A 24,680-nucleotide genomic window follows, 5' to 3' on the forward strand; every position below is an offset into this window, starting at 1 on the left:
TGTAGAGCCATATTCAGTAGGCGCGCAGGGTTTGGAAAACCGATGCCAGGCGCGCGGGATCTTTGATGCCCGGTTCGCTTTCCACGCCGGAGTTGAAGTCCAGACCGGCGCAGCCGAGCTTGGCCGCTTCAACGCAGTTGTCTGCGCGCAGGCCGCCCGCCAGCATGACGTTAGTCAGGTCTTCGCCTTGCAATACCGACCAGTCGAAGCGTTGGCCGGTGCCGCCTGCGCCGTTGTCCAGCAGATAGCGATCGACATGCTGCAGATCGCGCGCCGGCACCCGATCTTTCACGCTCAGCGCTTTCCAGATGCGGCAATCGGCCGGCAAACGGGCGCGCAGGGCGCTGATATAGGCCTGGTCTTCCGCACCGTGCAGCTGAACCGCCTGCAAGCCGAGACGCTCAACGGTCAACGCCACGGTATCGAGCTGGGCGTCGCAGAATACGCCGACGTACTTCAGCGGCGCGCCGGAGATCACTTCACGGGCGCGGGTGATATCCACATAGCGCGGTGAACGGCCGACGAAAATCAGCCCGCCGTAGATGGCGCCGGCCTGATAAGCGGCGGCGGCGTCCTGCGGGCGAGTCAGTCCGCACACTTTGTTGTCACCGAGGATCACGCGGCGCACGGCGGCGCGCAGATCGGGTTCCGACATCAACGCGCTGCCGATCAGGAAGCCGTTGGCGTAGTGGCTCAGCTCGCGAATCTGCCCGTAGTTGTTGATGCCCGATTCGCTGATCACCGTCACGCCGTGCGGCACGCGCGGCGCCAACTGACGGGTGCGGTTCAGGTCGATGCTCAGATCGCGCAGATCGCGGTTATTGATGCCAACCACCCGCGCTTCCAGCGCGATCGCACGCTGCAGCTCTTCTTCACTGATCACTTCGGTCAGCACGCCCATATTGAGGCTGTGGGCCACCGCCGCCAGTTGGCGGTACTGTTCGTCGGTCAACACCGACAGCATCAGCAGGATGGCGTCGGCCTGATAGTAGCGCGCCAGGTAAATCTGATACGGATCGATGATAAAGTCTTTGCACAACACCGGCTGGCTGACGGTTTGACTGACCAGCGGCAGGAAGTCGAAGCTGCCCTGGAAGTATTTCTCGTCGGTCAACACCGAGATCGCCGAGGCGAAATCTTTATAGACTGAGGCGATCTCCACCGGATCAAAGTTCTCGCGAATCAGTCCCTTGGAAGGCGAGGCCTTCTTGCATTCGAGAATGAAAGCCGTCCGGGTGCCCTGCAGCGCGTGGTAGAAGCTGCGTTCGCTCGGTACGATGTCATTCTGAAAGCCGGCCAGGGGCTGTTGCTGTTGTCGCGCCGCGATCCATTGCGCTTTGTCGCGGACAATCTTGTGTAGCACGGTTTCCTGCATCATTTATCCTCTTGCCGCCAGTGCGATGACACGCTCATAGGCCTGCCCGCTGTTGATCATATCCAGTGCCTGCCGCGCATTTTGGCGCAGGTCTTCATGTCCGAATAACTTCAGAAGCAACGCGACGTTGGCCGCGACCGCCGCGGCGTGCGCCGGCTCGCCTTTACCTTGTAACAGCCGCGCCAAAATGTCACGGTTTTCTTCCGGCGTGCCGCCCAGCAAGGCTTCCAGCGGATAGGTTTCCAATCCGAAGGACTGCGGCGTGAGCTGGTAGCTGCTGATTTCGCCGTTGTTCAATTCCGCCACGTGCGTCGGGGCGTGGATCGCCACCTCGTCCATGCCGCCGCCGTGGACCACCGCCGCGCGCTGATAGCCCAGCACGCGCAGGGTTTCGGCGATCGGCAGCACCAGTTCCGGGCTGTAAACGCCGATCAGCGCCAGCGGCGGACGCGCCGGGTTGATCAGCGGGCCCAGCACGTTGAACAGCGTGCGGGTCTTCAGCTGCTGGCGCACCGGCATGGCGTGACGAAAGCCGGTGTGGTACTGCGGCGCGAACAGGAAGCACACGCCGAGATCGTCCAGCGCCTTGCGCGCTTCTTCCGCCGGCAGATCCAGGCGGATGCCGAACGCTGCCAGCAGATCCGAGGAGCCGGAGCGGCTGGAGACGCTGCGGTTGCCGTGCTTGGCGATCTTCGCGCCGCACGCCGCCGCGACGAAGGCGCTGGCGGTGGAAATATTGATGCTGTTGGTGCCGTCGCCGCCGGTGCCGACGATATCGGCGAACAGATAGTCAGGGCGCGGGAACGGCTGAGCGTCGTCCAGCAGCGCTTTGGCGGCGCCGGCGATCTCTTCCGGGCGTTCGCCGCGGACCTTCATGCTGATCAACGCCGCCGCCAGTTGGCTCGGCTCCAGTTCGCCGCGCACGATGGCACTGAACAGCTGTTGGCTTTCCTGCTGGCTCATCGACTCGGCGCGGTACAGTTTCTCAAGAATAGGTTGCATCGTCGTGTTCCTTATATTACTTCGCCAGCGCCCAGGCCAGGGTCTGCTCAAGCAGGCGCGCGCCGTGGGTGGTCAGAATCGATTCCGGGTGGAACTGGAAGCCGCACACGCGGCGGCGGTCGTCGCGCACCGCCATCACCATCTCGCCGAAACGGGCGTTGACGGTGAGGTCGGCCGGGATGTTGCTGCCGACCAGCGAGTGGTAGCGCGCCACCGGCAGCGGATTGACCATGCCGGCGAACATGCCTTCACCGTCGTGAACGATCGCCGAGGCTTTGCCGTGCAGAATTTCACCCGCCTGGCCGACCTGGCCGCCGTAGGCTTCGACGATCGCCTGGTGGCCGAGACAGATGCCGATGATCGGCAGTTGGCCGCGCAGACGCTGCAGCAGTTCCGGCATGCAGCCCGCTTCGGAAGGGGCGCCGGGGCCGGGCGACAGCATCAGCACTGGCTGTTCCATCTGTTGCAGACGCTCGATGATCACCTCGGCGGCGATCTGATTACGGTAAATCACTACCTGGTGGCCACTGGCGCGCAGCTGATCGACCAGGTTGTAGGTAAAGGAATCGACGTTGTCGAGCAGCAGGATATCGGCCATCAGAACACCTCCTTGGCATGGTGCGCAGTGGCGATGGCGCGCAGCACGGCACGGGCTTTATTACGGGTTTCGTCGGCTTCCGCCTGCGGGATGGAATCCAGCACTACGCCGGCGCCGGCCTGCACGGTGGCGATGCCGTCTTCAACGTAGGCGGAGCGAATGACGATGCAGGTATCCAGATCGCCGGTGGCGGTGAAGTAGCCCACCGCGCCACCGTAGCTGCCGCGGCGCGTGCCTTCGGAGGCGGCGATCAGCTGCATCGCCCGTACTTTCGGCGCGCCGCTGAGGGTGCCCATGTTCATGCAGGCCTGGTAGGCGTGCAGCACGTCGAGATCGGCGCGCAGGGTGCCCACCACGCGGGAAACCAGATGCATGACGAACGAATAGCGGTCTACTTTGGTCAGGTCGGCCACGTAGCGGCTGCCGGCCTGGCAGATGCGCGCCAGATCGTTGCGCGCCAGATCGACCAGCATCAGGTGCTCGGCCAGCTCTTTGTGGTCGGTGCGCATTTCCAGCTCGATGCGGCTGTCGAGATCCAGATCCAACGAACCGTCGGCACGGCGACCGCGCGGGCGGGTGCCGGCGATCGGGTAGATTTCAATTTGGCGATTGCCCGCATCGTATTTCAGCGCGCTCTCCGGCGAAGCGCCGAACAGGGTGAAGTCATCATCCTGCATGAAGAACATGTACGGGCTGGGGTTGTTGTCTTTTAAGGTCTGGTAGGCCGCCAGCGGCGCCGGGCACGGCAGGGAGAAGCGGCGCGACGGCACCACCTGGAAAATCTCGCCGTGACGGATCGCTTCCTGCAGCTCGCTGACCACCGCGCCGTACTCTTCGTCGCTCTGGTTACAGCTCAGCTGCATGTTCTCCAGCTTTTGGTGCGGGATCGGCTGCGGGGTTTGTTGCAACTCGGCCTGCAGCTGTTCCAGACGCTGCTGCAGGCGCTGTGTCTCGCTCGCTTGTTCGCTGAAAACGCTGGCCTGCAGGCGGGCCGAGCCGCGCTGGTGATCCAGCACCAGCAGAGTTTCCGCCAGATAGAAGCAGAAGTCCGGGCAACGCTGATCCTGGCGCAGCGCCGGCAGGTTTTCGAAACCGGCGACCAGGTCATAGGCGAACAGGCCGCCCAGCATCACGGCTTCGCGCTCGTCCGCCGGAGAGTCGACCAGCGTCAGCAGCGTGCGCAGCGCGTCGAACACCGACAGTGAACGCAGGCGGGCGTCTTCGTCCTGCACCGCGTCGATCGTCGGGAAGGTCAGCTCGCGGCCGTTAGGGCGTGCCTGATTGCGCACCTCGGGCGGCAGCGCTTCGTCCAGCAGCGGCAGCAGCGCCGCGCCGTTGGCGGTCAGCGCCTGCACGCTGACGGTGTGGCCCAGCGCGGTGATGCGCAGCGCGCTGTCGATCACCAACAGGCTCTGCAGATTCTGTTTGCTGTTGATTTCCGCCGACTCCAGTAGCAGGGTGGCCGGCCGCGCGCCGCACAGCTGGTGGAAAATGGTGGTGGGGTCGCCCCGGTAGCTGGCTTGCGCCTTCAGCAGTGTCAGTTGTGGTTTGGTGTTCATCATCGGTGGTTCCAGTGAATTCTGTCCATAAAAAAGCCCGCATCAGGTGCGGGCTCAGGAAATCTGCATTGTCAGATGACAGCTATGCGCGATTACACCGCCCGCAAGAGGGAGGTACGCCACCAACCGTGAAGAGAAATGTATTTGTTCATTTGCAGACTCTCTCTGTTAACTCTCATCCGACACGGCCGTTGCCGTGAACTTGTGTACTAGTTAACTGGTTCGGCGAGGCAAAGTCAACCCTCTTTTTGCACAATGTTTTAGCGGTCAGCGTGAATTCTATTCATCCTCCGCCTGACGCCTGCGGCTGGGGGAAGAATAGATTTCCGTCCGGCCGCCGATCGCGGGTATGATAGAAAGCCAAGCCATTGCCGGATAGCCGTTTTGACAGACAGTAACCCTCAATCCACCGCTTTTACTCTGTACGATCTCCACAGCCACACGACCGCCTCCGATGGCTACCTGACGCCGACGCAGCTGGTGCAGCGCGCGGTTGAGATGCGCGTGGGCGTGCTGGCGATCACCGATCACGATACCACCGCCGGGCTGGCCGAGGCCGCCGCCGCCATTGCGGCACAGGCGTTGCCGTTACGCTTGGTCAACGGGGTGGAGATCTCGACGCTGTGGGAAAATCATGAGATCCATATCGTTGGGCTGGGTATGGACGTCGCGCACCCGGCGCTGGTGTCGCTGTTGGCGGCACAAACCGAACGCCGCAACCAACGGGCGCAAGAGATCGGTGTGCGGCTGGGTAAAGCGCGCATTCCCGACGCCTATGCCGGCGCCCAGCGGCTGGCGGGCGACGGCGCGGTAACCCGTGGCCATTTCGCCCGTTACCTGGTGGAGATCGGCGTGGCGGACAATATGGCGCAGGTGTTCAAGAAATACCTGGCCAAGGGCAAAACCGGCTATGTGCCGCCGCAGTGGTGTACAATAGAACAAGCCATTGATGCGATTCATCAATCGGGCGGCCAGGCGGTGATGGCGCATCCGGGCCGTTACGATCTGACCGCGAAGTGGTTGAAGCGTCTGTTGGCGCATTTCGCCGAACACGGCGGTGACGCCATGGAAGTGGCGCAGTGTCAGCAGGCGCCGCACGAGCGCACGCAGCTGGCCAAATACGCGCAGGATTACCGCCTGTTGGCCTCGCAAGGTTCTGATTTTCATCAGCCTTGTTCGTGGATCGAGCTGGGGCGCAAGCTATGGTTGCCGGGTGGCGTCGAGCCGGTGTGGCGCGATTGGCCGCAGTCGGGCGAGGCGGTCTGATTTTACGCGCGTGGCGACGCGCGCGGGCATCATTTTAGGAGCAAGTCATGAGTCAGCTTTTTTATATTCACCCAGACAACCCGCAGCCGCGCTTGATCAACCAGGCGGTAGAGGCGCTGCGCAAGGGTGGGGTGATCGTCTATCCCACCGATTCCGGCTATGCGCTGGGCTGCATGCTGGAAGAAAAGGCGGCGATGGAGCGCATTTGCCGCATCCGCCAATTGGACGGCAACCACAACTTTACCTTGATGTGCCGCGATCTGTCCGAGTTGTCGACCTATGCGCACGTTGACAATACGGCGTTCCGCCTGATCAAAAACAATACGCCAGGCAACTACACCTTCATTCTGAAAGCGACCAAAGAAGTGCCGCGCCGCCTGATGAATGAAAAACGCAAAACCATCGGTCTGCGTGTGCCGTCGAACCCGATCGCACTGGCGCTGCTGGAGGCGTTGAACGAGCCGATGATGTCCACCACCCTGATGCTGCCGGGCAATGATTTTGCCGAGTCGGATCCGGAAGAGATCAACGATCACTTGGGCAAGGTGGTCGATCTGGTGATCCACGGCGGCTTCCTCGGCCAACAGCCGACTACGGTTATCGATCTGACCGAATCCTCGCCAGAAGTGGTGCGCGAAGGGGCGGGCGACGCGGCGCCTTTCCGCTGATGTAAATTGTTGCCACCTTGCCCATTATCTGAAAATCGGCCGAAACGACGCGACTTCGCGTGAAAGCCGCTATTCTTGAATACTTCAGAATTGATAATGGGCAGGATGCGCAACAATGATTAAACAGGTTTCTTTTTTAGCGGCCTTATTATTTTCCTCAATGGCAAATGCGGGTTTTTATTCAGGCAGCGCCTTGCTGTCGGAATCCGGCGGTTACGTAAAAAATAAAAGCGGCGAAGCCACCGTGGCCGAAGCGTTGAATGGCGGCATGTTTATGGGATACGTCGCCGGCGTATTCGATACCTATTCCATGCAGGGCAATCGCAATATCTGCCCGGCGGCCGGGATGAGCATTGGCGTAGCTGCCGACGCGGTAATGCAATATTTAAACGAACATCCTGAGCAGCTGCATTATTCCGCGCCGTCGGTGATTATGCTGGCGCTGACAGCCGCCTATCCCTGCGTGCGTCATTAATTTCTTATTCCAATTGGTGCGCATTTTTTCATAAGGTGCGCTCGAGTTCTTTTCCGCACGAACTTCAATAGATCAATGCCTGCTGCGCTGTCACCTTATTATCCCGAGAGTCCCCGAACGGGTCGGGGAGAGACGCGCAGGAGGTAACATGACCGTATTTCACAGCGCCAACGTGACGCTCGACTATCAGGATATCGGCTCAGGGCCGTTAACGCTGGTGTTGCTGCCCGGCTGGTGTGAACCGAAAACCGTGTTCGAGCCGTTTATCGCTCTGGCGGCCGAGCGTTACCGGGTGATCAGCATCGACTGGCGCGGCCACGGCCTGTCGTCAAAAGCGGCGGAGATGTCGTTGACGGCGGACGATCTGCTGGAAGATGCGCGTCAGTTGTTGACGGCGCTGCATTTGGACAACGTGGTCACTCTGTCGGTGGCGCACGCCAGCTGGCTGGCGGTGGCGTTGGCCGAGGCGTTGCCGCAGCGCGTGCGCGGCATGGTGTTTCTCGACTGGATCATGACGCCGCCGGAGCCGGCTTTCTTTACGGCGGTAAGCCGCATGCAGCAGCCGCAACAATGGCAGGCGGCGCGAGACGCCTTGTTTGACTTCTGGCAGGGGGGAATCAACCATGTTGAGGTCAAACGCCACCTGGAGGTCGAGATGGCGCAGGAGGATTACCGGCTTTGGGGCGCCGCCGGCGTGGCCATCGAACAGGCCTATCGGCAATTCGGTTCGCCGCTGCAACGCCTGGCGGGGATGAGCGCGCCGCCGCCGTGCCGCCATATTTACTCGTTGGATCGCCGCGATGACTACCTGCGGCGGCAGCAGATGTTTGCCGCCGAGCAGCCGTTTTTCTCCGTGGTGCGTTTAGGCGAAGCGCGCACCCATCTCGGCATTCTGGAACGGCCTGACGCGGTGCTGTGGGCGGTGGAGGATTTTTTGGTGTATTGAACGCCGCCTGAGGGTGCCCCCGCCGATAAAGTGGGTTTCAACACCTTAGAAAGCCTGTATAATACGCGGTTCGATCCTGATAAACGTATTATTACCGCTGTGGCGGTCAGCCGCGGCGGTTATCCCCCCGACGCCTGTGAAGGCGACATTAGAGGTTGCTCAATGAGCGAAAAGTTACAGAAAGTTTTAGCGCGCGCCGGGCATGGCTCGCGTCGTGAAATCGAAACCATGATTGAAGCCGGGCGCGTCAGCGTCGACGGCAAGGTCGCCAAGCTGGGCGATCGCGTTGAAGTGACGCCGGCGATGAAAATTCGTCTGGACGGTCATGTCCTGTCGATCAAAGAATCCGAAGAGGTGGTTTGCCGCGTGCTGGCTTACTACAAACCGGAAGGCGAGCTGTGTACCCGCAGCGATCCTGAAGGCCGCCCGACGGTGTTCGATCGCCTGCCGAAGCTGCGCGGTTCGCGCTGGGTAGCGGTAGGGCGTCTGGACGTCAACACCTCCGGTCTGCTGTTGTTCACCACCGATGGTGAACTGGCCAACCGTCTGATGCACCCGAGCCGCGAAGTGGAACGCGAGTACGCAGTGCGCGTGTTCGGCCAGGTCGACGATGCGAAAGTGAAACAGCTGAGCAAGGGCGTGCAGCTGGAAGACGGCCCGGCCGCCTTCCGCACCATCAGCTTCCAGGGTGGTGAAGGTCTCAACCAGTGGTACAACGTGACCCTGACCGAAGGCCGTAACCGTGAAGTGCGCCGCCTGTGGGAAGCTGTGGGCGTGCAGGTCAGCCGTCTGATCCGCGTGCGCTACGGCGACATCGACCTGCCGAAAGGCCTGCCGCGCGGCGGTTGGGCTGAGCTGGACCTGGCGGCGATCAACTACCTGCGTGAGCTGGTTGAATTGAAACCGGAAACGGTCAGCAAGATGCCGGTCGAGCGCGAGCGCCGCCGCGTGAAGGCTAACCAGATCCGTCGCGCGGTCAAGCGTCACTCGCAGGTAGCCGGCAGCGGCCGCCGCAGTGCGCCGGGCAGCAAGCCGGGTAAACCGAGCAAGCCGAGCAAACGCAGTTAATCCCTCATTCTGGCCCCGTTCGGGGCCAGAACTTTGTGTTACCAATCGATCCCCTGTTGCGCCTTCACACCCGCGTCGAACGCGTGTTTCACCGGCCGCATCTCCGTGACCGTATCCGCCAGTTCCAGCAGATCGCGATGGCATCCGCGCCCGGTCAGGATCACCGTTTGGTGCGCAGGACGCCCCAGCAGCGCTGCCTTCAGCTCCTCCAGTTCCAGATAGCCGTAGGTCAGCATGTAGGTCACTTCGTCCAGCAACACCAGATCCAGGCTGCTGTCGGCCAGCATGCGCTTGCCGTGTTGCCACACCGCCTGGCAGGCGGCAGTATCGTCGGCCTTGTTCTGCGTTTCCCAGGTGAAGCCGGTGGCCATCACCTGAAACTCAACGCCGTGTTGCTGCAGCAGATTCTTTTCGCCATTGGGCCATTCGCCCTTGATGAACTGAATCACACCGGCGCGCATGCCGTGACCCACCGCGCGGGTGACGGTGCCGAAAGCGGCGGTGCTCTTGCCCTTACCGTTGCCGGTAAACACCAGCAGCAGGCCGCGCGTTTCCTGCGCGGCGGCGATGCGCGCATCGACCTGTTCTTTCAGGCGTTGCTGGCGCTGTTGATGACGATCTTCCGCCATGAAAACCCTCCTTATTATTCGGCCGCGCCGGGTTTACGATTCGGCTGAGCGTCGAAGCTCATGCCGGTTTTGCGGCGGCTGTCTTCGCCCATCAGATACAGATACAGCGGCATGATGTCGGCCGGGGTTTTCAGCTTGTTCTTGTCTTCGTGCGGGAAGGCGGATGCGCGCATTTTGGTGCGAGTTCCCCCCGGATTGATGCAGTTTACCCGCAGATTGCGATTTTTGTATTCATCGGCCAACACCTGCATCATACCTTCGGTGGCGAACTTCGATACCGCATAGGCGCCCCAGTCGGCGCGGCCGGTGCGCCCGACGCTGGAGCTGGTGAACACCAGTGAACCGGCGTGGGATTTCAGCAGCAGCGGCAGCAGCGCCTGAGTCAGCATAAAGGTGGCGTTGACGTTAACCTGCATCACCTCTTGCCACATGGTCATCGACAGATCGGCCATCGGTGCGATGTCGCCGAGCAGGCCGGCGTTGTGCAGCACGCCGTCCAGCCGTGGGAGCTGGCGCGCCAGATCGTCGGCGATTTGCCGGCATTGCTCCGGCGTGGCGTGCAGCAAGTCCAGCGTCACTACCAGCGCCGGGGCGCCGCCCTGGGCCGCGATCTCTTGTTGAACCGCCTGCAGTTTGCTTTCGGTGCGCCCCAGCAGAACCAGCTGGGCGCCAAAACGTGCGTAGGTCAGCGCCGCTTCGCGGCCGATGCCGTCGCCGGCGCCGGTAACCAAAATGATACGTTGTTCGAGCAGATCTTGTTTGGGTTGGTAATGCACGATAAATCCTCGCCTGGGTGGCTGTTCTCCCGCTGATAATGGGGAGCAAGGGTGAAACGCGCGGCCGGGGCGGGAGCGAAGGCTCGACCGCCTGCGGGCCGCGCAGCGAATCTGTCTCATCGTATTGATGAATAATGGGTGTTATATGCCTTAATCCGTGCGCATTTTCAATGCGTAGCTGGCTGAAATGGCATTCTTTTGTAACAAAAGCGGTGCGGCGGTGGCTTGGTTCGGTGGCCAATCGTCCCCATAGTGACGTGCAGGACGCAACGAATTTTCATTTAGCCGCGACAGCAGCCGCCGTGGTTGGCTAAAATGGAAAGAAGCATACTAACAACCTGTAAATAAAGGCGGAATCTGTGGAGTTTATATCTGTTTATGGCCTGTTTCTGGCCAAGGTCGCCACGGTGGTGCTGGCCATCGCCGCGTTGGCCATACTGGCGGTCAGTTTGGGGCAACGCAAGAGCCGCCAAAAAGGGGAGCTGCAGCTGACCGATCTCGGCGAACAGTATCGCGAGATGCAACGCGATATGCGTCTGGCGCGCATGGATGCCGCCGAGCAGAAGGTGTGGCTGAAACAGTTCAAGAAGCAGACCAAGGCCGACGACAAGCTGAAAAAGCAGCGCGCCAAGTCCGGCGCGGTTGAAGTGAGCAAGCCGTGCCTGTATGTGCTGGACTTCAAGGGCAGCATGGACGCGCACGAGGTGACGTCGCTGCGGGAAGAGATTTCGGCGGTGCTGGCGGTAGCCACGGCGCAGGATGAGGTGCTGCTGCGTCTGGAAAGCCCGGGCGGGGTGGTGCACGGCTACGGTCTGGCGGCCTCGCAGCTGGAGCGCCTGCGCAAGGGCGGCATTCGCCTGACGGTGGCGGTGGATAAAGTGGCGGCCAGCGGCGGCTACATGATGGCCTGTGTCGCGGATCGCATCGTGGCAGCGCCGTTCGCCATCATCGGTTCCATCGGCGTGGTGGCGCAGATCCCTAACTTCCATCGCCTGTTGAAGAAGAACGACATCGATGTGGAGCTGCACACCGCCGGGCAGTTCAAACGCACGCTGACGCTGTTCGGTGAAAACACCGAGCAGGGGCGCGAGAAGTTCCGCGAAGATCTGAACGAAACGCATGAGCTGTTCAAGCGCTTCGTGCATGAGCAGCGCCCGTCGCTGGACATCGATAGCGTCGCCACCGGTGAGCACTGGTTCGGTTCGCAGGCTAAAGAGAAGGGATTGATCGACGCCATCGGCACCAGCGACGATTTGCTGATCGCCGAACTGGATAATCACGAGGTGGTCGCCGTGCGCTATGCGCGCCGCAAACGTCTGATGGATCGTTTCACCGGCAGCGCGGCGGAGAGCGTCGATCGCTTGCTGTTGCGTTGGTGGCAGCGTGGGGAAAAACCGCTGCTGTAACGGCGTGAGTGTATGGATCAACGGGGGCCTGGCGCCCCCGTTTTCATTTCTCAATCGACCAGATGGTATTTTTCCGAAAGCAGATGCGCCAAATGTTTAAACATATTAAATATGGCGGTGGTTTTGGCGGTGGGCAGCCCGTCGGCATCTAAAAAGTATTCGCCGCGGAAAACTAAAACGCCGTTTTTTTGTTCAACGTCGGTGGCGATCATGCCGTGCAGATAATCTTCGTGTTGGCGGATGATGTTATTTGCTTCCGCCAGCAGGGCCTCGCGGCCGATAGGTGCAGTATTTGTGTACATTTATTAGACTCCAAACAAAAAACGCTGCGCATATTCTAACGCCGGTTCGCTTTTATCCGCAAACCGACTAAGGTTTATTTGCCGTCTGGATGGCCATGGGTGGCCGCCGGTTGGCGAAATCGGTCTTTCCGTGCTAATTAGGTTGCGTGACGCTTTTTATCAGGTACAGTGTGGGATTTTGCGGCGTCGGGTGGAAGGTTTTGTTTACGCTATGAATAAAACTCGCACAGCCATACTTCTGGGGCATGAGTGAATAGCAGGCAGGATCAACAACTTGCGTTCAGGTTGAGCAGTTGGGCAGCCAAAAGAAAAAAATCTGTTGATCTCTTGCCAGACTGCCGCAATATAAAAAAGAGACACGAATTGCCGCGGCACGGCGAGATAAAAGACTTCTTTTTAGAAGAAATAAATTTAGGTAAAGGTAAATATGGGTAAAGCTCTCGTAATAGTTGAGTCCCCGGCAAAAGCCAAAACTATTAATAAATATTTAGGAAATGACTACGTGGTGAAGTCCAGCGTCGGTCATATCCGTGATTTGCCGACCAGTGGCTCAGCCAGCAAAAAGAGCGCTGACTCAACCGAAGACAAAGCCAAGAAAAAAGTTAAAAAAGATGAGAAGGCGGCGCTGGTAAATCGCATGGGCGTCGACCCTTACCACGGTTGGAAAGCGCATTACGAAATCCTGCCGGGTAAAGAAAAAGTGGTCGCCGAGTTAAAATCGTTGGCGGAAAACGCCGACCACATTTATCTCGCAACCGACCTTGACCGCGAAGGGGAAGCCATCGCCTGGCACCTGCGGGAAGTGATCGGTGGGGATGACAAACGTTTTAGCCGCGTGGTGTTTAACGAAATCACCAAAAACGCGATCCAACAGGCGTTCAAACAGCCGGGCGAGCTGAACATTGATCGCGTCAACGCGCAGCAGGCGCGCCGGTTTATGGACCGCGTGGTGGGCTATATGGTCTCGCCGCTGCTGTGGAAAAAAATCGCCCGCGGCCTGTCCGCCGGCCGCGTGCAGTCGGTGGCGGTGCGCCTGGTGGTTGAGCGTGAGCGCGACATCAAGGCTTTCGTGCCGGAAGAGTACTGGGAGCTGCATGCCGATCTGCTGGCGAAGGGTGAAACCGCGCTGCAGATGGAAGTGACCCACGCGCACGACAAACCGTTCAAACCGGTCAACCGCGAGCAGACTCACGCCGCGGTCAAACTGCTGGAAAAAGCCCGCTACACGGTGCTGGATCGCGAAGATAAACCGACCAGCAGCAAGCCGGGCGCGCCTTTCATTACCTCCACGCTGCAACAGGCCGCCAGTACCCGCCTGAGCTTCGGCGTGAAGAAAACCATGATGATGGCGCAACGGCTGTATGAAGCCGGCCACATCACCTATATGCGTACCGACTCCACCAACCTGAGCCAGGACGCGCTCAACATGGTGCGTGGCTATATCGGCGACAACTTCGGCGACAAATACCTGCCGAAGGCGCCAAACCAGTACAGCAGCAAAGAGAATTCTCAGGAAGCGCACGAAGCGATCCGTCCTTCGGACGTGAACGTGCTCGCCGAGCAGCTGAAAGACATGGAAGCGGACGCGCAGAAGCTGTATCAGCTGATTTGGCGCCAGTTCGTCGCCTGTCAGATGACGCCGGCGCAATACGATTCCACCACGCTGACGGTGAAAGCCGGCGATTATCAGCTGCGCGCCAAGGGCCGCACGCTGCGCTTTGACGGTTGGACCAAGGTGATGCCGGCGCTGCGCAAGGGCGATGAAGATCGCACGCTGCCTTACGTCGAAATCGGCAGCGAACTGGATCTGCAGAAACTGATCCCGAGCCAGCACTTCACCAAGCCACCGGCGCGTTACAGCGAAGCTTCGCTGGTGAAAGAGCTGGAAAAACGCGGTATCGGCCGCCCGTCCACCTACGCCTCCATCATCTCGACCATTCAGGATCGTGGTTATGTGCGGGTGGAAAGCCGCCGCTTCTATGCCGAAAAAATGGGTGAGATCGTCACCGATCGTCTGGAAGAGAACTTCCGCGAGCTGATGAACTATGACTTCACCGCCCGCATGGAAGACGGCCTCGATGAGGTCGCCAACAACCAGGCCGAGTGGAAAGCGGTGCTGGACGAGTTCTTCGTCGACTTCAGCGAACAGCTGGAAACGGCGGAGAAGGATCCGGAAGAAGGCGGCATGCGGCCTAACCAGATGGTAATGACCAGCATCGACTGCCCGACCTGCGGCCGCAAGATGGGCATTCGCACCGCCAGCACCGGCGTGTTCCTCGGCTGTTCCGGCTATGCGCTGCCGCCGAAAGAGCGCTGCAAAACCACCATCAACCTGGTGCCGGAAGCGGAAGTGCTCAACATCCTTGAAGGCGACGACGCGGAAACCAACGCGCTGCGCGCCCGTCGCCGCTGCAAGAAATGCGGTACCGCGATGGACAGCTATCTGATCGATAACCAGCGTAAGCTGCACGTGTGCGGTAACAACCCGGCGTGCGACGGCTATGAGATCGAAGAGGGCGAGTTCCGCCTCAAAGGTTACGACGGTCCGGTCGTTGAGTGCGACAAGTGCGGTTCCGAAATGCACCTGAAAATGGGGCGTTTCGGCAAGTACATGGGCTGCACCAACGAGAACTGCAAAAACACCCGCAAGATCCTGCGTAACGGCGATGTTGCGCCGCCGAAGGAAGATCCGGTGCCGTTGCCGGAGCTGCCGTGCGAGAAGTCCGACGCCTATTTCGTGCTGCGTGACGGCGCGGCCGGCGTGTTCCTGGCGGCCAACACCTTCCCTAAATCGCGTGAAACCCGCGCGCCGCTGGTGGAAGAGCTGGCTCGCTTCAAGGATCGCCTGCCGGAGAAGCTGCGCTACCTGGCCGATGCGCCGGTGGCGGATGCCGAAGGCAATAAAACGCTGGTGCGTTTCAGCCGCAAAACCAAGCAGCAGTATGTCTCTTCCGAGAAAGACGGCAAGGCGACCGGCTGGTCCGCGTTTTACGTGGACGGCAAGTGGGTTGAAGGCAAGAAGTAAGGCCGCATTCCGCCTGCAAGAAGAAAAACCAGCCCTGGCGGCTGGTTTTTTTATTGGTGAAAAGAGGAGAACGGATCTATGCTTTGCTGCTTTTATCCCTCCACCGCCGCCGTTTCACGTTGATACCAATGCAAAATAATCGTTATCATAGTGTGACGCGGATCTATACTTGAAGCTGCAACGTGGTATAGTGGTTATATAAAAAGTTTTTTTATTATTAAAGCTTATTAACAACGGCGTTTTCTTCACCATCAGGGTAAAACACGGTGTTTATGGCTTGTGAGTTTCAGCATACCGGGGCGACACCGATATACCTGGCTGCGGGTAAGCCGCAGTGTTTAACCTAGGATGGTATAAGATATGAAATTGCAGCAGCTTCGTTACATTGTGGAAGTGGTTAACCACAACCTGAATGTCTCCTCAACGGCAGAAGGGCTCTATACCTCGCAACCCGGCATCAGTAAACAAGTGCGCATGCTCGAAGACGAGCTGGGCATCCAGATTTTCGCCCGCAGCGGCAAACACCTGACCCAGGTCACCCCGGCAGGCCAGGAAATCATTCGCATCGCGCGTGAAGTGCTGTCCAAGGTGGACGCCATTAAAGCCGTGGCCGGTGAACACACCTACCCGGACAAAGGCTCGCTGTACGTCGCCACCACGCATACTCAGGCACGCTATGCTTTGCCTAACGTGATCAAGGGCTTTATCGAGCGTTACCCGCGCGTCTCGCTGCACATGCATCAGGGCTCGCCGACGCAGATCGCCGAAGCGGTCTCCAAGGGCACCGCCGATTTCGCCATCGCCACCGAAGCGCTGCACCTGTACGACGATCTCATTATGTTGCCGTGCTATCACTGGAACCGTGCGGTAGTGGTGAAACCCGATCATCCTTTGGCGGGCAAAAGCAGCATCAGCATTGAAGAGTTGGCGGCTTATCCGATCGTCACTTACACCTTCGGTTTCACCGGCCGTTCGGAGCTGGATACCGCCTTCAACCGCGCCGGCCTGACGCCGCGCATCGTCTTTACCGCCACCGACGCCGACGTGATCAAAACCTACGTGCGCCTGGGATTGGGGGTAGGGGTTATCGCCAGCATGGCGGTGGATCCGGTGCAGGATCCGGACCTGGTGACGGTGGATGCGCGCGATATCTTCACTTACAGCACTACCAAGATTGGCTTCCGCCGCAGCACCTTCCTGCGCAGCTACATGTACGACTTCATTCAGCGCTTCGCGCCGCACCTGACGCGCGACGTGGTCGACAGCGCGGTGGCGCTGCGCTCCAACGAAGAGATCGAAGCCATGTTCAAGGACATCAAGCTGCCGATCAAATAATCCCCCGCGTTGACGACATCAAACCACACCCGGACAGGCCAGCGCCTTTCCGGGTTTTTTATGAGCAAGCGCCTGCGGCATAAACCGCCCCATTCGCAAATTGCGCTAATCCAATCTTGGCCAGGGGAACGCGCTGCGGTGCTCTTGCGCCAGACCAAACTCCCTCTGCCATTTCCATTAAGTTTCTGAATACCCCTCATTCTGCGTTGAGGCGGCCTGTGTCTTGCTGGTTAGGAATCCTCCGAAAATGAGGCGTTTTTGTTCTGGCAAAGAGTTTTTTTTCTCTCGGAAGTTAAAGTGATGCTAACCAATTGTCACCGGAGCCGCTTATCTCATGACCAGCCGTATCTCTGTCCAATTGCCCGTTGAGGGCCTGCTTTTTTGGAAGCTGGCGGGCCGTGAAGCCTTGTCCGAGCCGTTTGCGCTGACGCTGACCTTGCTGGGCCGCGATGCCCGTATTAATCGCAGCGAACTGTTGGGGCAACCGGTCACGGTAACTCTGCCGACGGGGCTGCTGTCAGCGGATCGCCATATCAATGGCAAGGTGACTCGCGTGGCCGTCAGCGCCGTCGAATTAAGTGGCACGCGTTATGCCGTGTATACGCTGACGGTGGAATCGGATCTATGGCCGATGAAGCGCGATCGCAATCTGCGCATCTTCCAGGGCCAGACGGTGCCGCAAACGGTGCGTGCTTTGCTCAGCGAATATCAGGTGAACGTAGAGGATAAACTCACCGGTCACTATCGGGTGTGGGATTACTGCGTTCAGTATCAGGAGAGCAGTCTCGACTTCATCAGCCGCCTCATGGAGCTGGAGGGGATCGTTTACCACTTTCGCCATGAGGCGGGCCGTCACACGTTGGTGCTGACGGATGCGGCAGGGCAGTATCAGCCGTTTAGCGGCTACGAGACGATTCCCTACCATCAGACTCCGTCTGGCGGCAGCACCCTCGAACAGGGCATCGGGCAATGGGCACCGGAAGACAGCGTGACGCCGGGCATTTACGGCCTGGACGACTATGATTTCCGCAAGCCGAACGCCTGGCTGTTCCAGGCACGCCAAAACCCGGCCTCGCCGATGCCGGGCAGCATCGACGTCTACGATTGGCCGGGCCGCTATGTCGAACACGCTGACGGGGAGTTCTACGCACGCGTGCGCCAGGAGCGCTGGCAGGTGGAACATCAACAGATACACGGCACCGCAACGGCGATCGGAGTGGCGCCGGGCTACACCTTTACCCTGGTCAACGCCCCATTTTTCAGCGATAACGGCGAATACCTGACGACGGCCGCCGATTACACGTTCTCCGAGAACCGCTACGCCAGCGGCGAAGAAGGCGAAACGGTACATCGCATCGACTTTACGGTTATCCCGGCCGCCACCGTTTTTCGCCCGCTGACGGTGACGCCGTGGCCGCGCACCTATGGCCCGCAAACGGCCAGGGTGGTAGGGCCCGCCGGCGAAAATATCTGGACGGACAAATACGGCCGGATAAAAGTGAAGTTTCACTGGGATCGCCGCGCCAAAGGGGATGACACCAGTTCGTGCTGGGTAAGGGTCTCGAGCGCTTGGGCGGGGCAAGGGTTCGGTTCGGTACAAATACCGCGCGTTGGTGATGAAGTGGTGGTGGACTTTATCAACGGCGATCCGGACCGGCCGATTGTCACCGGGCGCGTCTACAATGAAGCGAGCATGCCGCCGTGGGTGTTGCCGGCGGCGGCGACGCAAATGGGCTTTATGACCCGCAGTAAGGACGGCAGCCGGGACAATGCCAGCTATCTGTTTTTCGAAGATAAGGCGGGCAGCGAGGCTGTGGAGCTGCATTCCGAAAAGGATATGAAGGTTTCGGTGGAAAATGACCAGCAGGTCAATATCGACGGCAACCGGACGACAACTATCCTCAAGCAACAGCAAGACGAAGTGACGGGCAACGCCACCTTCCACTACAAAGGCCAGCGCACCACCACGGTGGATCAAAAAGAAACCGGCTATTTTAATGGCGGCGTCGCAGCGGAGATCAAGGCGGGGCGGACGTTCGACATTAAAGACGGCGGCGACAAGGTTACGATCAAAGGCGACCGCACCAGCGATATCGACGGGAATGAAAGCCACCATGTCACCGGCAAACTGACCGAGACTCTGGATAAAGGGCGGGAGGTTAAGATCGGTGCCGGCGGCCATAAAGAGGACGTCACCGGCGGCGTCACACGCGAGATCAAAGGCGGCGTCAATGAATCGATCAAAGACGGCGTTACCACCAACATCAATAGCGGCGACTGGACGCAAAACGTCAACGCGGGAACCATTACGATTTACAGCCCGCATCAAATCAAGATTGTCAGCGGTGAAAAGATCACCCTGGAAGCGCCGGAGTCCGTGTTCAATCCCAAGTTGCACAGCCTGACCGTGACCGCCTTCAGCGAAAGTATCACCGGCAACAGCGTATCGGCATCGGCGATAACCAGCAGCATCGTTGGCGTGTCCAACAGCCTGACAGGTTTGTCAAATTCTTATAAGCTGAAAGAGTTTTCAAAGACGGCGTTTAAAACGGAAACGAACGGTGTGGTGGTGAATATCGAGGTGACCAATATCAGCAACAGAACGCTGAATGTAACGAATAACTCGTTGTTTATAATTACATAAAATGGAGCAGCACACTTATGTCTCTGGCTGATATGTCGAAGTACTTCCTGTATGCGGGGATCGCCACCCCTGTCGTGATGGGTATTTTCTTTTACTGTATTTTTAAAAATAACGGCGGTAACTCGAGCGAGATGTCCGCGGTTAAAAACTATCTCAGCAAGGACAGCTGGCAAGGCGAGATTATCGCCTCGCGCCTCGAGTCCTGTCGGCAAACCAACACCCGATACGGTAATGATTTTTTCTTTGACGTCGATTTTTATCTGCCGGGCGACACCCGCCTTCACACCGCCAAAGCCCTGGTTCAACCTGGCCAGATGCATCTGCTGCACAAAGGGATGGGCATCCAGGTGAAGAAGGGCCGTAAGAATCAGCTGGCGGTGGTGGGCATGGATTTCCCCGCTGCACCATTGTAAACCTGCCTTTTCGTGCTAAAGCGCCGCATCGTTGCGGCGTTTTTGTTGGCGCGCAGTCTAACCCCTTGGCCGTGTTGAACCTTTCTTCCCGTTGATTGTTCCCGCCTATCGTTGTGTGCAAAACGTGTTGTTATCAAATCGTTAACTTATCTTTGTGGTATCTTTAAACAAGACCTCAGTAATTACCCTGTTTTACTCACAATAAGAAATGGAGGAGCTATGTCGTCCGATCTTCGTGAAACAAGTATGGATAAGCTGGTTGCGCTGAATAGCGAGTATTACTATTACAGTCTGCCGCTGGCAGCGAAGCAGCTGGGTGATATCGACCGGTTGCCAAAATCGATGAAAGTGCTGTTGGAGAACCTGCTGCGCCATGTGGATGGTGACACCGTGCAGGTTGACGACCTCAAGGCCATCGTCGCCTGGCTGCAAACCGGCCATGCTGACCGTGAGATCGCCTACCGTCCGGCGCGCGTGCTGATGCAGGATTTTACCGGCGTCCCGGCGGTGGTCGATCTGGCGGCGATGCGCGAAGCGGTGCGGCGGCTGGGCGGCAACGTCGACCAGGTGAACCCGCTGTCGCCGGTGGATCTGGTGATTGACCACTCGGTCACCGTCGATGAATTCGGCGATGACAACGCCTTTGAAGACAACGTGCGTATCGAGATGCAGCGTAACCACGAGCGCTACACCTTCTTGCGTTGGGGGCAGAAAGCCTTCAACCGCTTCCGCGTGGTGCCGCCGGGCACCGGCATCTGTCACCAGGTTAACCTCGAATACCTTGGCCAAACGGTCTGGCACAGCGACGAAAGCGGCCGCCGCGTGGCCTATCCGGATACGCTGGTGGGCACCGACTCCCACACCACCATGATCAACGGCCTGGGCATCCTCGGTTGGGGCGTCGGCGGCATCGAAGCGGAAGCGGCGATGCTGGGCCAGCCGGTGTCGATGCTGATCCCCGACGTGGTCGGCTTCAAGCTGACCGGTAAGCTCAGAGAGGGGATTACCGCCACTGACCTGGTGCTGACCGTCACCCAAATGTTGCGCAAGCACGGCGTGGTCGGCAAGTTCGTCGAGTTCTACGGCGACGGCCTGGCCGATCTGCCGCTGGCGGACCGTGCGACCATCGCCAACATGTCGCCGGAATTCGGCGCCACCTGCGGCTTCTTCCCGGTGGATGACGTTACGCTCGGCTATATGAAACTCAGCGGCCGCAGCGCCGAACAAATCGCGCTGGTAGAGGCTTACGCCAAGGCGCAGGGCATGTGGCGCCATCCGGGTGATGAACCGGTCTTCACCAGCTCGCTGGCGCTGGACATGTCGACGGTGGAAGCCAGCCTCGCCGGGCCGAAACGCCCGCAGGATCGCGTCGCGCTGCCGAATGTGCCGCAGGCGTTCAAGGCCGCTACCGAACTGGATATCGGCGGGCACAAGGCCAAGGCCGACAGCAAAACCTTTACGCTGGACGGGCAGCAGCACGAACTGCGCGACGGCGCGGTGGTGATCGCGGCGATCACCTCTTGCACCAACACCTCCAACCCGAGCGTGATGATGGCGGCCGGCCTGCTGGCGAAAAACGCCGTCAAGAAGGGGCTGCGCAGCAAGCCCTGGGTAAAAACCTCGCTGGCGCCGGGCTCCAAAGTGGTGACCGACTATTTCGACAGCGCCAAACTCACCACCTATCTGGAAGAGTTGGGTTTCAACCTGGTGGGGTATGGCTGTACCACCTGTATCGGTAACTCGGGTCCGCTGCCGGATCCGATCGAACAGGCGATCAAAGAGGGCGATCTGACCGTGGGCGCGGTGCTGTCAGGCAACCGTAACTTCGAAGGGCGTATCCACCCGCTGGTGAAAACCAACTGGCTGGCCTCGCCGCCGCTGGTGGTGGCCTATGCGCTGGCGGGCAGCATGAAGATTGATCTGAGCAAAGAGCCGCTCGGCGAGGGCAACGACGGTCAACCTGTTTACCTGAAGGACATCTGGCCGAGCAGCCAGGACATCGCTCAGGCGGTGGAAGAGGTGCGCACCGAGATGTTCCACAAGGAATACGGCGAAGTGTTCGACGGCGACGCCAACTGGCAGGCGATCCAGGTGACCGGTTCGGCGACCTATCAGTGGCAGGGAGACTCGACCTATATCCGCCATCCGCCGTTCTTCAGCACCATGAAGGTGAAGCCGGATCCGGTGCAAGACATCAAGGATGCGCGCATTCTGGCGATACTGGCCGACTCGGTGACCACCGACCACATTTCGCCGGCGGGGAATATCAAGCGCGACAGCCCGGCGGGGCGTTATCTGAGCGAGCACGGCGTGGCGCCGCAGGATTTCAACTCCTACGGTTCGCGCCGCGGCAACCATGAAGTGATGATGCGCGGCACTTTCGCCAATATCCGTATCCGCAACGAAATGGTGCCGGGCGTGGAGGGCGGTTATACCCGTCATATTCCGTCGCAGCAGCAGCTGTCTATCTACGACGCCGCGATGCAGTATCAGCAAGAGAAGGTGCCACTGGCGGTGATTGCCGGTAAAGAGTACGGTTCCGGCTCCAGCCGTGACTGGGCGGCGAAAGGGCCGCGCCTGCTGGGCGTGCGGGTGGTGATCGCCGAATCCTTCGAACGCATTCACCGCTCCAACCTGATCGGCATGGGCATTTTGCCGCTGGAGTTCCCACAGGGGGTGACGCGCAAAACGCTGGGGCTGACCGGGGACGAGCAGATCAGCGTCGGCGGCCTACAGCAGCTGCAGCCGGGCCAGACGGTGCCGGTGCACATCACCTATGCCGACGGGCGCAAGGAGGTGATTGACACCCGTTGCCGCATCGATACCGGCAATGAGCTGACCTACTACGAAAACGACGGTATCCTGCACTATGTGATCAGGAAAATGCTGTAAATCGAGCAATAAAAAGGGCGCCGCAAGGCGCCCTGATTGTTTCCGCCGTGGCGGCGATCACTTCTGGTCGAGCAAATGGCCCATTTTGGCGGCTTTGGTCGCCAGATAGTGTTCGTTCTTCGGGTTGCGGCCGACGATCAGCGGCACGCGTTCGCTGATGTTGATACCGGCTTCGGTCAGGATCTCGACCTTTTTCGGGTTGTTGGTCAGCAAACGCACCGCGTCGACGCCCAGCAGTTTGAACATGTCGGCGCACAGGGTGAAGTCGCGTTCGTCGGCGGCGAAGCCGAGCTGGTGGTTGGCTTCCACGGTGTCTGCGCCCTTATCCTGTAGGGCGTAGGCGCGGATCTTGTTCAACAGGCCGATGTTGCGGCCCTCCTGGCGATGATAAAGCAGGATGCCGCGGCCTTCTTCAGCGATCTGCTCCAGCGCGGCTTCCAGTTGAAAACCGCAGTCACAGCGCAGGCTGAATAAAGCGTCGCCGGTCAGACATTCGGAATGCACGCGCGCGAGCACCGGCGCTTCGCCGGAAATGTCACCGAATACCAGCGCCAGATGGTCATGCCCGGTCGCCAGTTCTTCGAATCCTACCATCAGGAAATCGCCCCAAGGTGTCGGCAGTTTTGCCTCTGCCACCCGTTTAAGCTGCATGTCACTCTCCACAAAAGCGTACGATTCAATCATTGTCGCGCATCCTAAGTCCGGTTCAGTGCATTGACCAAGACTAAAACGTGCTACGCCGATCTCTATTTCGTTAATTATCGGCTATTTTGCCACAACTTCTTGCCGGGCGGTGCTCAGCAAACCAGCAGATGGCGTTTTCTGGCCACCTATTATTGCGATAGGTTGCCTATCTGTTTAATTTTTAGCGTGTTATCAATATTGCACTCTTGTTACACTGCTGCCTGATTCACGCAGAGGAAAATGGCAATGTATGAGATAGCAAAACGCACGGCGGGCGGCGCGCTGCTGTTGTTGTTGATGCCGCTGGCGGTCTGGGTATCCGGCTGGCACTGGCAACCCGGCGGCAATGAGCCGCTGCTCAAAGCGCTGTACTGGGTGACCGAAACCGTAACCTCGCCGTGGGGCATTCTGACCAGTGTTATCCTCTGCGGCTGGTTTTTGTGGTGTCTGCGCTTTCGGCTGAAGGCGGCCATCGGTTTGGCGATCCTGCTTTTCGCCGCGCTGGTGATCGGGCAGGGGGTGAAGTCGTTAATCAAGGATCGGGTGCAAGAACCGCGGCCGTTTGTAGTATGGCTGGAGCAAACCCACGGCGTGGACGGCAAATATTTCTATTCGCTGCACCGCAAAGAGCGCAGCGCGCTGGTGCGCGAGCAGCTGCAGGATCAAACTGTGGTGCCGAACTGGCTGCGCAAGCACTGGCAGTTTGAAACCGGCTTCGCGTTTCCGTCGGGGCACACCATGTTCGCCGCCACCTGGGCGCTGTTGGGCGTAGGGCTGCTGTGGCCGCGTCGCCATTATAAAACCGTCGCGCTGCTGATGGTGTGGGCAACGGGGGTGATGGGCAGCCGTCTGCTGCTGGGAATGCATTGGCCGCGCGATCTGGCGATGGCTACGCTGATCAGTTGGCTGCTGGTGGTGGTCACCTGCTGGCTGGCGCAGCGCTGGTTCGGCCCGCTGACGCCGCCGCCACAAGAGCAGCAGGAAATCGCGGCGCGCAAGCCGGAGCCGTGATGGTTATGTGACCATGTCACATGCAACGCGGCGCCCGATCGGCGCCGCATTAACCGCTTACATTTTCCCGCCATTGCAATCTGCGCCGCCGCCCCCATATCCTTATAAATTCGACGTTTTGAGAAGCTTTCTCATCAATTTGATCGCTAAAGCCGTTGACTGCCGAATATGCCAGCAGATATGTGGTTTTATCGTGCCGCAGGGTTTCCCTGCCGCAACGGGAAATGCTAACTTAAGGGTTAGGGACGCCACGTTTTGGCATCGTTCATCCGATTCACTCGGCATCGCGGGAAAGAATGTGAAATATTTGCTGATTTTTTTGTTGGTTCTGGTGATCTTCGTGATTTCCGTCACTCTGGGTGCGCATAACGATCAGGTGGTCAATTTTAACTATCTGGTCGCGCAGGGCGACTATCGCGTATCGACCCTGTTGGCCACGCTGTTTGGCGCCGGTTTCGTGCTCGGCTGGATCATTTGCGGCCTGTTTTATCTGCGCACGCGCATTGCGCTGGGCCGCGCCGAGCGCAAGATCAAAAGGCTGGAGCTGCAGCTCGAGCAGCCCGCTGAACCGGCGGCTCAGCCCGTTGTCAGCAAGGAATAATCCTC

At 59.3% G+C, this 24,680-nt stretch carries 21 protein-coding genes and 1 other annotated feature; of the genes, 13 read left to right on the top strand and 8 right to left on the bottom strand.

The annotated features are described in order from the left end of the window. Window positions 1-13: 13 nt before the first annotated feature. The 4 genes from trpCF to ACRAWE_RS06380 are packed head-to-tail and all read right to left on the bottom strand — an operon-like array spanning window position 14 to window position 4,537. Window positions 14-1,375, bottom strand: a complete 1,362-nt coding sequence (trpCF, locus tag ACRAWE_RS06365; RefSeq protein ID WP_432525571.1) for a bifunctional indole-3-glycerol-phosphate synthase TrpC/phosphoribosylanthranilate isomerase TrpF — start codon at window positions 1,373-1,375, stop codon at window positions 14-16. A gap of 3 nt (window positions 1,376-1,378) precedes the next feature. Continuing rightward, a complete protein-coding gene (gene trpD / locus ACRAWE_RS06370) occupies window positions 1,379-2,377 on the bottom strand; it encodes an anthranilate phosphoribosyltransferase (RefSeq protein ID WP_015378066.1) in 999 nt (332 codons plus the stop codon). Window positions 2,378-2,393: 16 nt separating this feature from the next. Beyond that, window positions 2,394-2,975 carry a glutamine amidotransferase-related protein gene (locus ACRAWE_RS06375; protein WP_063918442.1) on the bottom strand — a complete coding sequence of 194 codons (582 nt, stop codon included), beginning with the start codon at window positions 2,973-2,975 and terminating at the stop codon, window positions 2,394-2,396. Next, window positions 2,975-4,537: an anthranilate synthase component 1 gene (locus tag ACRAWE_RS06380; protein WP_019452709.1), complete on the bottom strand. Its 1,563-nt coding sequence runs from the start codon at window positions 4,535-4,537 to the stop codon at window positions 2,975-2,977. Before ACRAWE_RS06380 ends, ACRAWE_RS06375 begins: the two co-directional genes overlap by 1 nt. 24 nt (window positions 4,538-4,561) lie before the next feature. After that, window positions 4,562-4,665: a sequence feature (Trp leader region), on the bottom strand. 253 nt (window positions 4,666-4,918) lie between these two features. Between ACRAWE_RS06380 and rnm the strand changes: the two genes are divergently transcribed. The 5 genes from rnm to rluB all read left to right on the top strand — a co-directional run bounded on the left by rnm (window position 4,919) and on the right by rluB (window position 8,957). Beyond that, entirely contained in the window at window positions 4,919-5,800 is an 882-nt protein-coding gene (rnm, locus tag ACRAWE_RS06385) for an RNase RNM (RefSeq protein ID WP_063918441.1), read from the top strand. 47 nt (window positions 5,801-5,847) lie between these two features. Beyond that, the gene (locus ACRAWE_RS06390; protein WP_063918440.1) at window positions 5,848-6,468 is read left to right on the top strand and encodes an L-threonylcarbamoyladenylate synthase; all 621 of its coding nucleotides are present in this window, start codon (window positions 5,848-5,850) and stop codon (window positions 6,466-6,468) included. Window positions 6,469-6,583: 115 nt separating this feature from the next. Continuing rightward, a complete protein-coding gene (locus tag ACRAWE_RS06395; RefSeq protein ID WP_019452706.1) occupies window positions 6,584-6,943 on the top strand; it encodes a Rap1a/Tai family immunity protein in 360 nt (119 codons plus the stop codon). A 148-nt stretch (window positions 6,944-7,091) separates the two neighbouring features. After that, a complete protein-coding gene (locus tag ACRAWE_RS06400) occupies window positions 7,092-7,889 on the top strand; it encodes an alpha/beta fold hydrolase (RefSeq protein WP_432525130.1) in 798 nt (265 codons plus the stop codon). A 162-nt stretch (window positions 7,890-8,051) separates the two neighbouring features. Beyond that, window positions 8,052-8,957 carry a 23S rRNA pseudouridine(2605) synthase RluB gene (gene rluB / locus ACRAWE_RS06405; protein ID WP_063918438.1) on the top strand — a complete coding sequence of 302 codons (906 nt, stop codon included), beginning with the start codon at window positions 8,052-8,054 and terminating at the stop codon, window positions 8,955-8,957. Window positions 8,958-8,995: 38 nt separating this feature from the next. Here rluB and cobO read toward each other — a convergent pair whose 3' ends face one another. Both cobO and ACRAWE_RS06415 read right to left on the bottom strand, forming a co-directional pair. After that, window positions 8,996-9,586: a cob(I)yrinic acid a,c-diamide adenosyltransferase gene (gene cobO / locus ACRAWE_RS06410; protein WP_019452703.1), complete on the bottom strand. Its 591-nt coding sequence runs from the start codon at window positions 9,584-9,586 to the stop codon at window positions 8,996-8,998. Window positions 9,587-9,600: 14 nt separating this feature from the next. Beyond that, window positions 9,601-10,362, bottom strand: coding sequence for a YciK family oxidoreductase (locus tag ACRAWE_RS06415; RefSeq protein ID WP_019452702.1), 762 nt, complete (start codon window positions 10,360-10,362; stop codon window positions 9,601-9,603). Window positions 10,363-10,721: 359 nt separating this feature from the next. On the opposite strand from ACRAWE_RS06415, the gene sohB reads away from it, so the two are divergent. Then, the gene (sohB, locus tag ACRAWE_RS06420) at window positions 10,722-11,768 is read left to right on the top strand and encodes a protease SohB (protein ID WP_019452701.1); all 1,047 of its coding nucleotides are present in this window, start codon (window positions 10,722-10,724) and stop codon (window positions 11,766-11,768) included. 50 nt (window positions 11,769-11,818) lie between these two features. Here sohB and ACRAWE_RS06425 read toward each other — a convergent pair whose 3' ends face one another. After that, window positions 11,819-12,070: a YciN family protein gene (locus tag ACRAWE_RS06425; protein WP_432525131.1), complete on the bottom strand. Its 252-nt coding sequence runs from the start codon at window positions 12,068-12,070 to the stop codon at window positions 11,819-11,821. Window positions 12,071-12,497: 427 nt separating this feature from the next. Here ACRAWE_RS06425 and topA point away from each other — a divergent pair, with 427 nt between their 5' ends. The 5 genes from topA (at window position 12,498) to acnA (ending at window position 22,379) form a co-directional block, all read left to right on the top strand. Then, window positions 12,498-15,095: a type I DNA topoisomerase gene (gene topA, locus ACRAWE_RS06430; protein ID WP_025159788.1), complete on the top strand. Its 2,598-nt coding sequence runs from the start codon at window positions 12,498-12,500 to the stop codon at window positions 15,093-15,095. Window positions 15,096-15,455: 360 nt separating this feature from the next. Continuing rightward, a complete protein-coding gene (gene cysB, locus ACRAWE_RS06435) occupies window positions 15,456-16,430 on the top strand; it encodes an HTH-type transcriptional regulator CysB (RefSeq protein ID WP_004930690.1) in 975 nt (324 codons plus the stop codon). A 334-nt stretch (window positions 16,431-16,764) separates the two neighbouring features. Then, window positions 16,765-19,074 carry a type VI secretion system Vgr family protein gene (locus ACRAWE_RS06440; protein WP_063918436.1) on the top strand — a complete coding sequence of 770 codons (2,310 nt, stop codon included), beginning with the start codon at window positions 16,765-16,767 and terminating at the stop codon, window positions 19,072-19,074. Window positions 19,075-19,091: 17 nt separating this feature from the next. Continuing rightward, window positions 19,092-19,487 carry a hypothetical protein gene (locus ACRAWE_RS06445; RefSeq protein ID WP_019452697.1) on the top strand — a complete coding sequence of 132 codons (396 nt, stop codon included), beginning with the start codon at window positions 19,092-19,094 and terminating at the stop codon, window positions 19,485-19,487. A 219-nt stretch (window positions 19,488-19,706) separates the two neighbouring features. Beyond that, window positions 19,707-22,379: an aconitate hydratase AcnA gene (acnA, locus tag ACRAWE_RS06450; RefSeq protein ID WP_432525132.1), complete on the top strand. Its 2,673-nt coding sequence runs from the start codon at window positions 19,707-19,709 to the stop codon at window positions 22,377-22,379. A gap of 57 nt (window positions 22,380-22,436) precedes the next feature. Here acnA and ribA read toward each other — a convergent pair whose 3' ends face one another. Then, window positions 22,437-23,030: a GTP cyclohydrolase II gene (ribA, locus tag ACRAWE_RS06455; protein WP_019452695.1), complete on the bottom strand. Its 594-nt coding sequence runs from the start codon at window positions 23,028-23,030 to the stop codon at window positions 22,437-22,439. 279 nt (window positions 23,031-23,309) lie between these two features. Here ribA and pgpB point away from each other — a divergent pair, with 279 nt between their 5' ends. Together pgpB and ACRAWE_RS06465 are read left to right on the top strand one after the other, a co-directional pair. Beyond that, entirely contained in the window at window positions 23,310-24,074 is a 765-nt protein-coding gene (pgpB, locus tag ACRAWE_RS06460) for a phosphatidylglycerophosphatase B (RefSeq protein ID WP_019452694.1), read from the top strand. 298 nt (window positions 24,075-24,372) lie between these two features. Next, window positions 24,373-24,675, top strand: a complete 303-nt coding sequence (locus tag ACRAWE_RS06465; RefSeq protein ID WP_004930650.1) for a LapA family protein — start codon at window positions 24,373-24,375, stop codon at window positions 24,673-24,675. Window positions 24,676-24,680: the final 5 nt, after the last annotated feature.

The sequence above is a fragment of the Serratia sp. BFP-2025 genome (genome assembly GCF_050880365.1).
In the GTDB taxonomy this organism is placed as follows: domain Bacteria; phylum Pseudomonadota; class Gammaproteobacteria; order Enterobacterales; family Enterobacteriaceae; genus Serratia; species Serratia surfactantfaciens.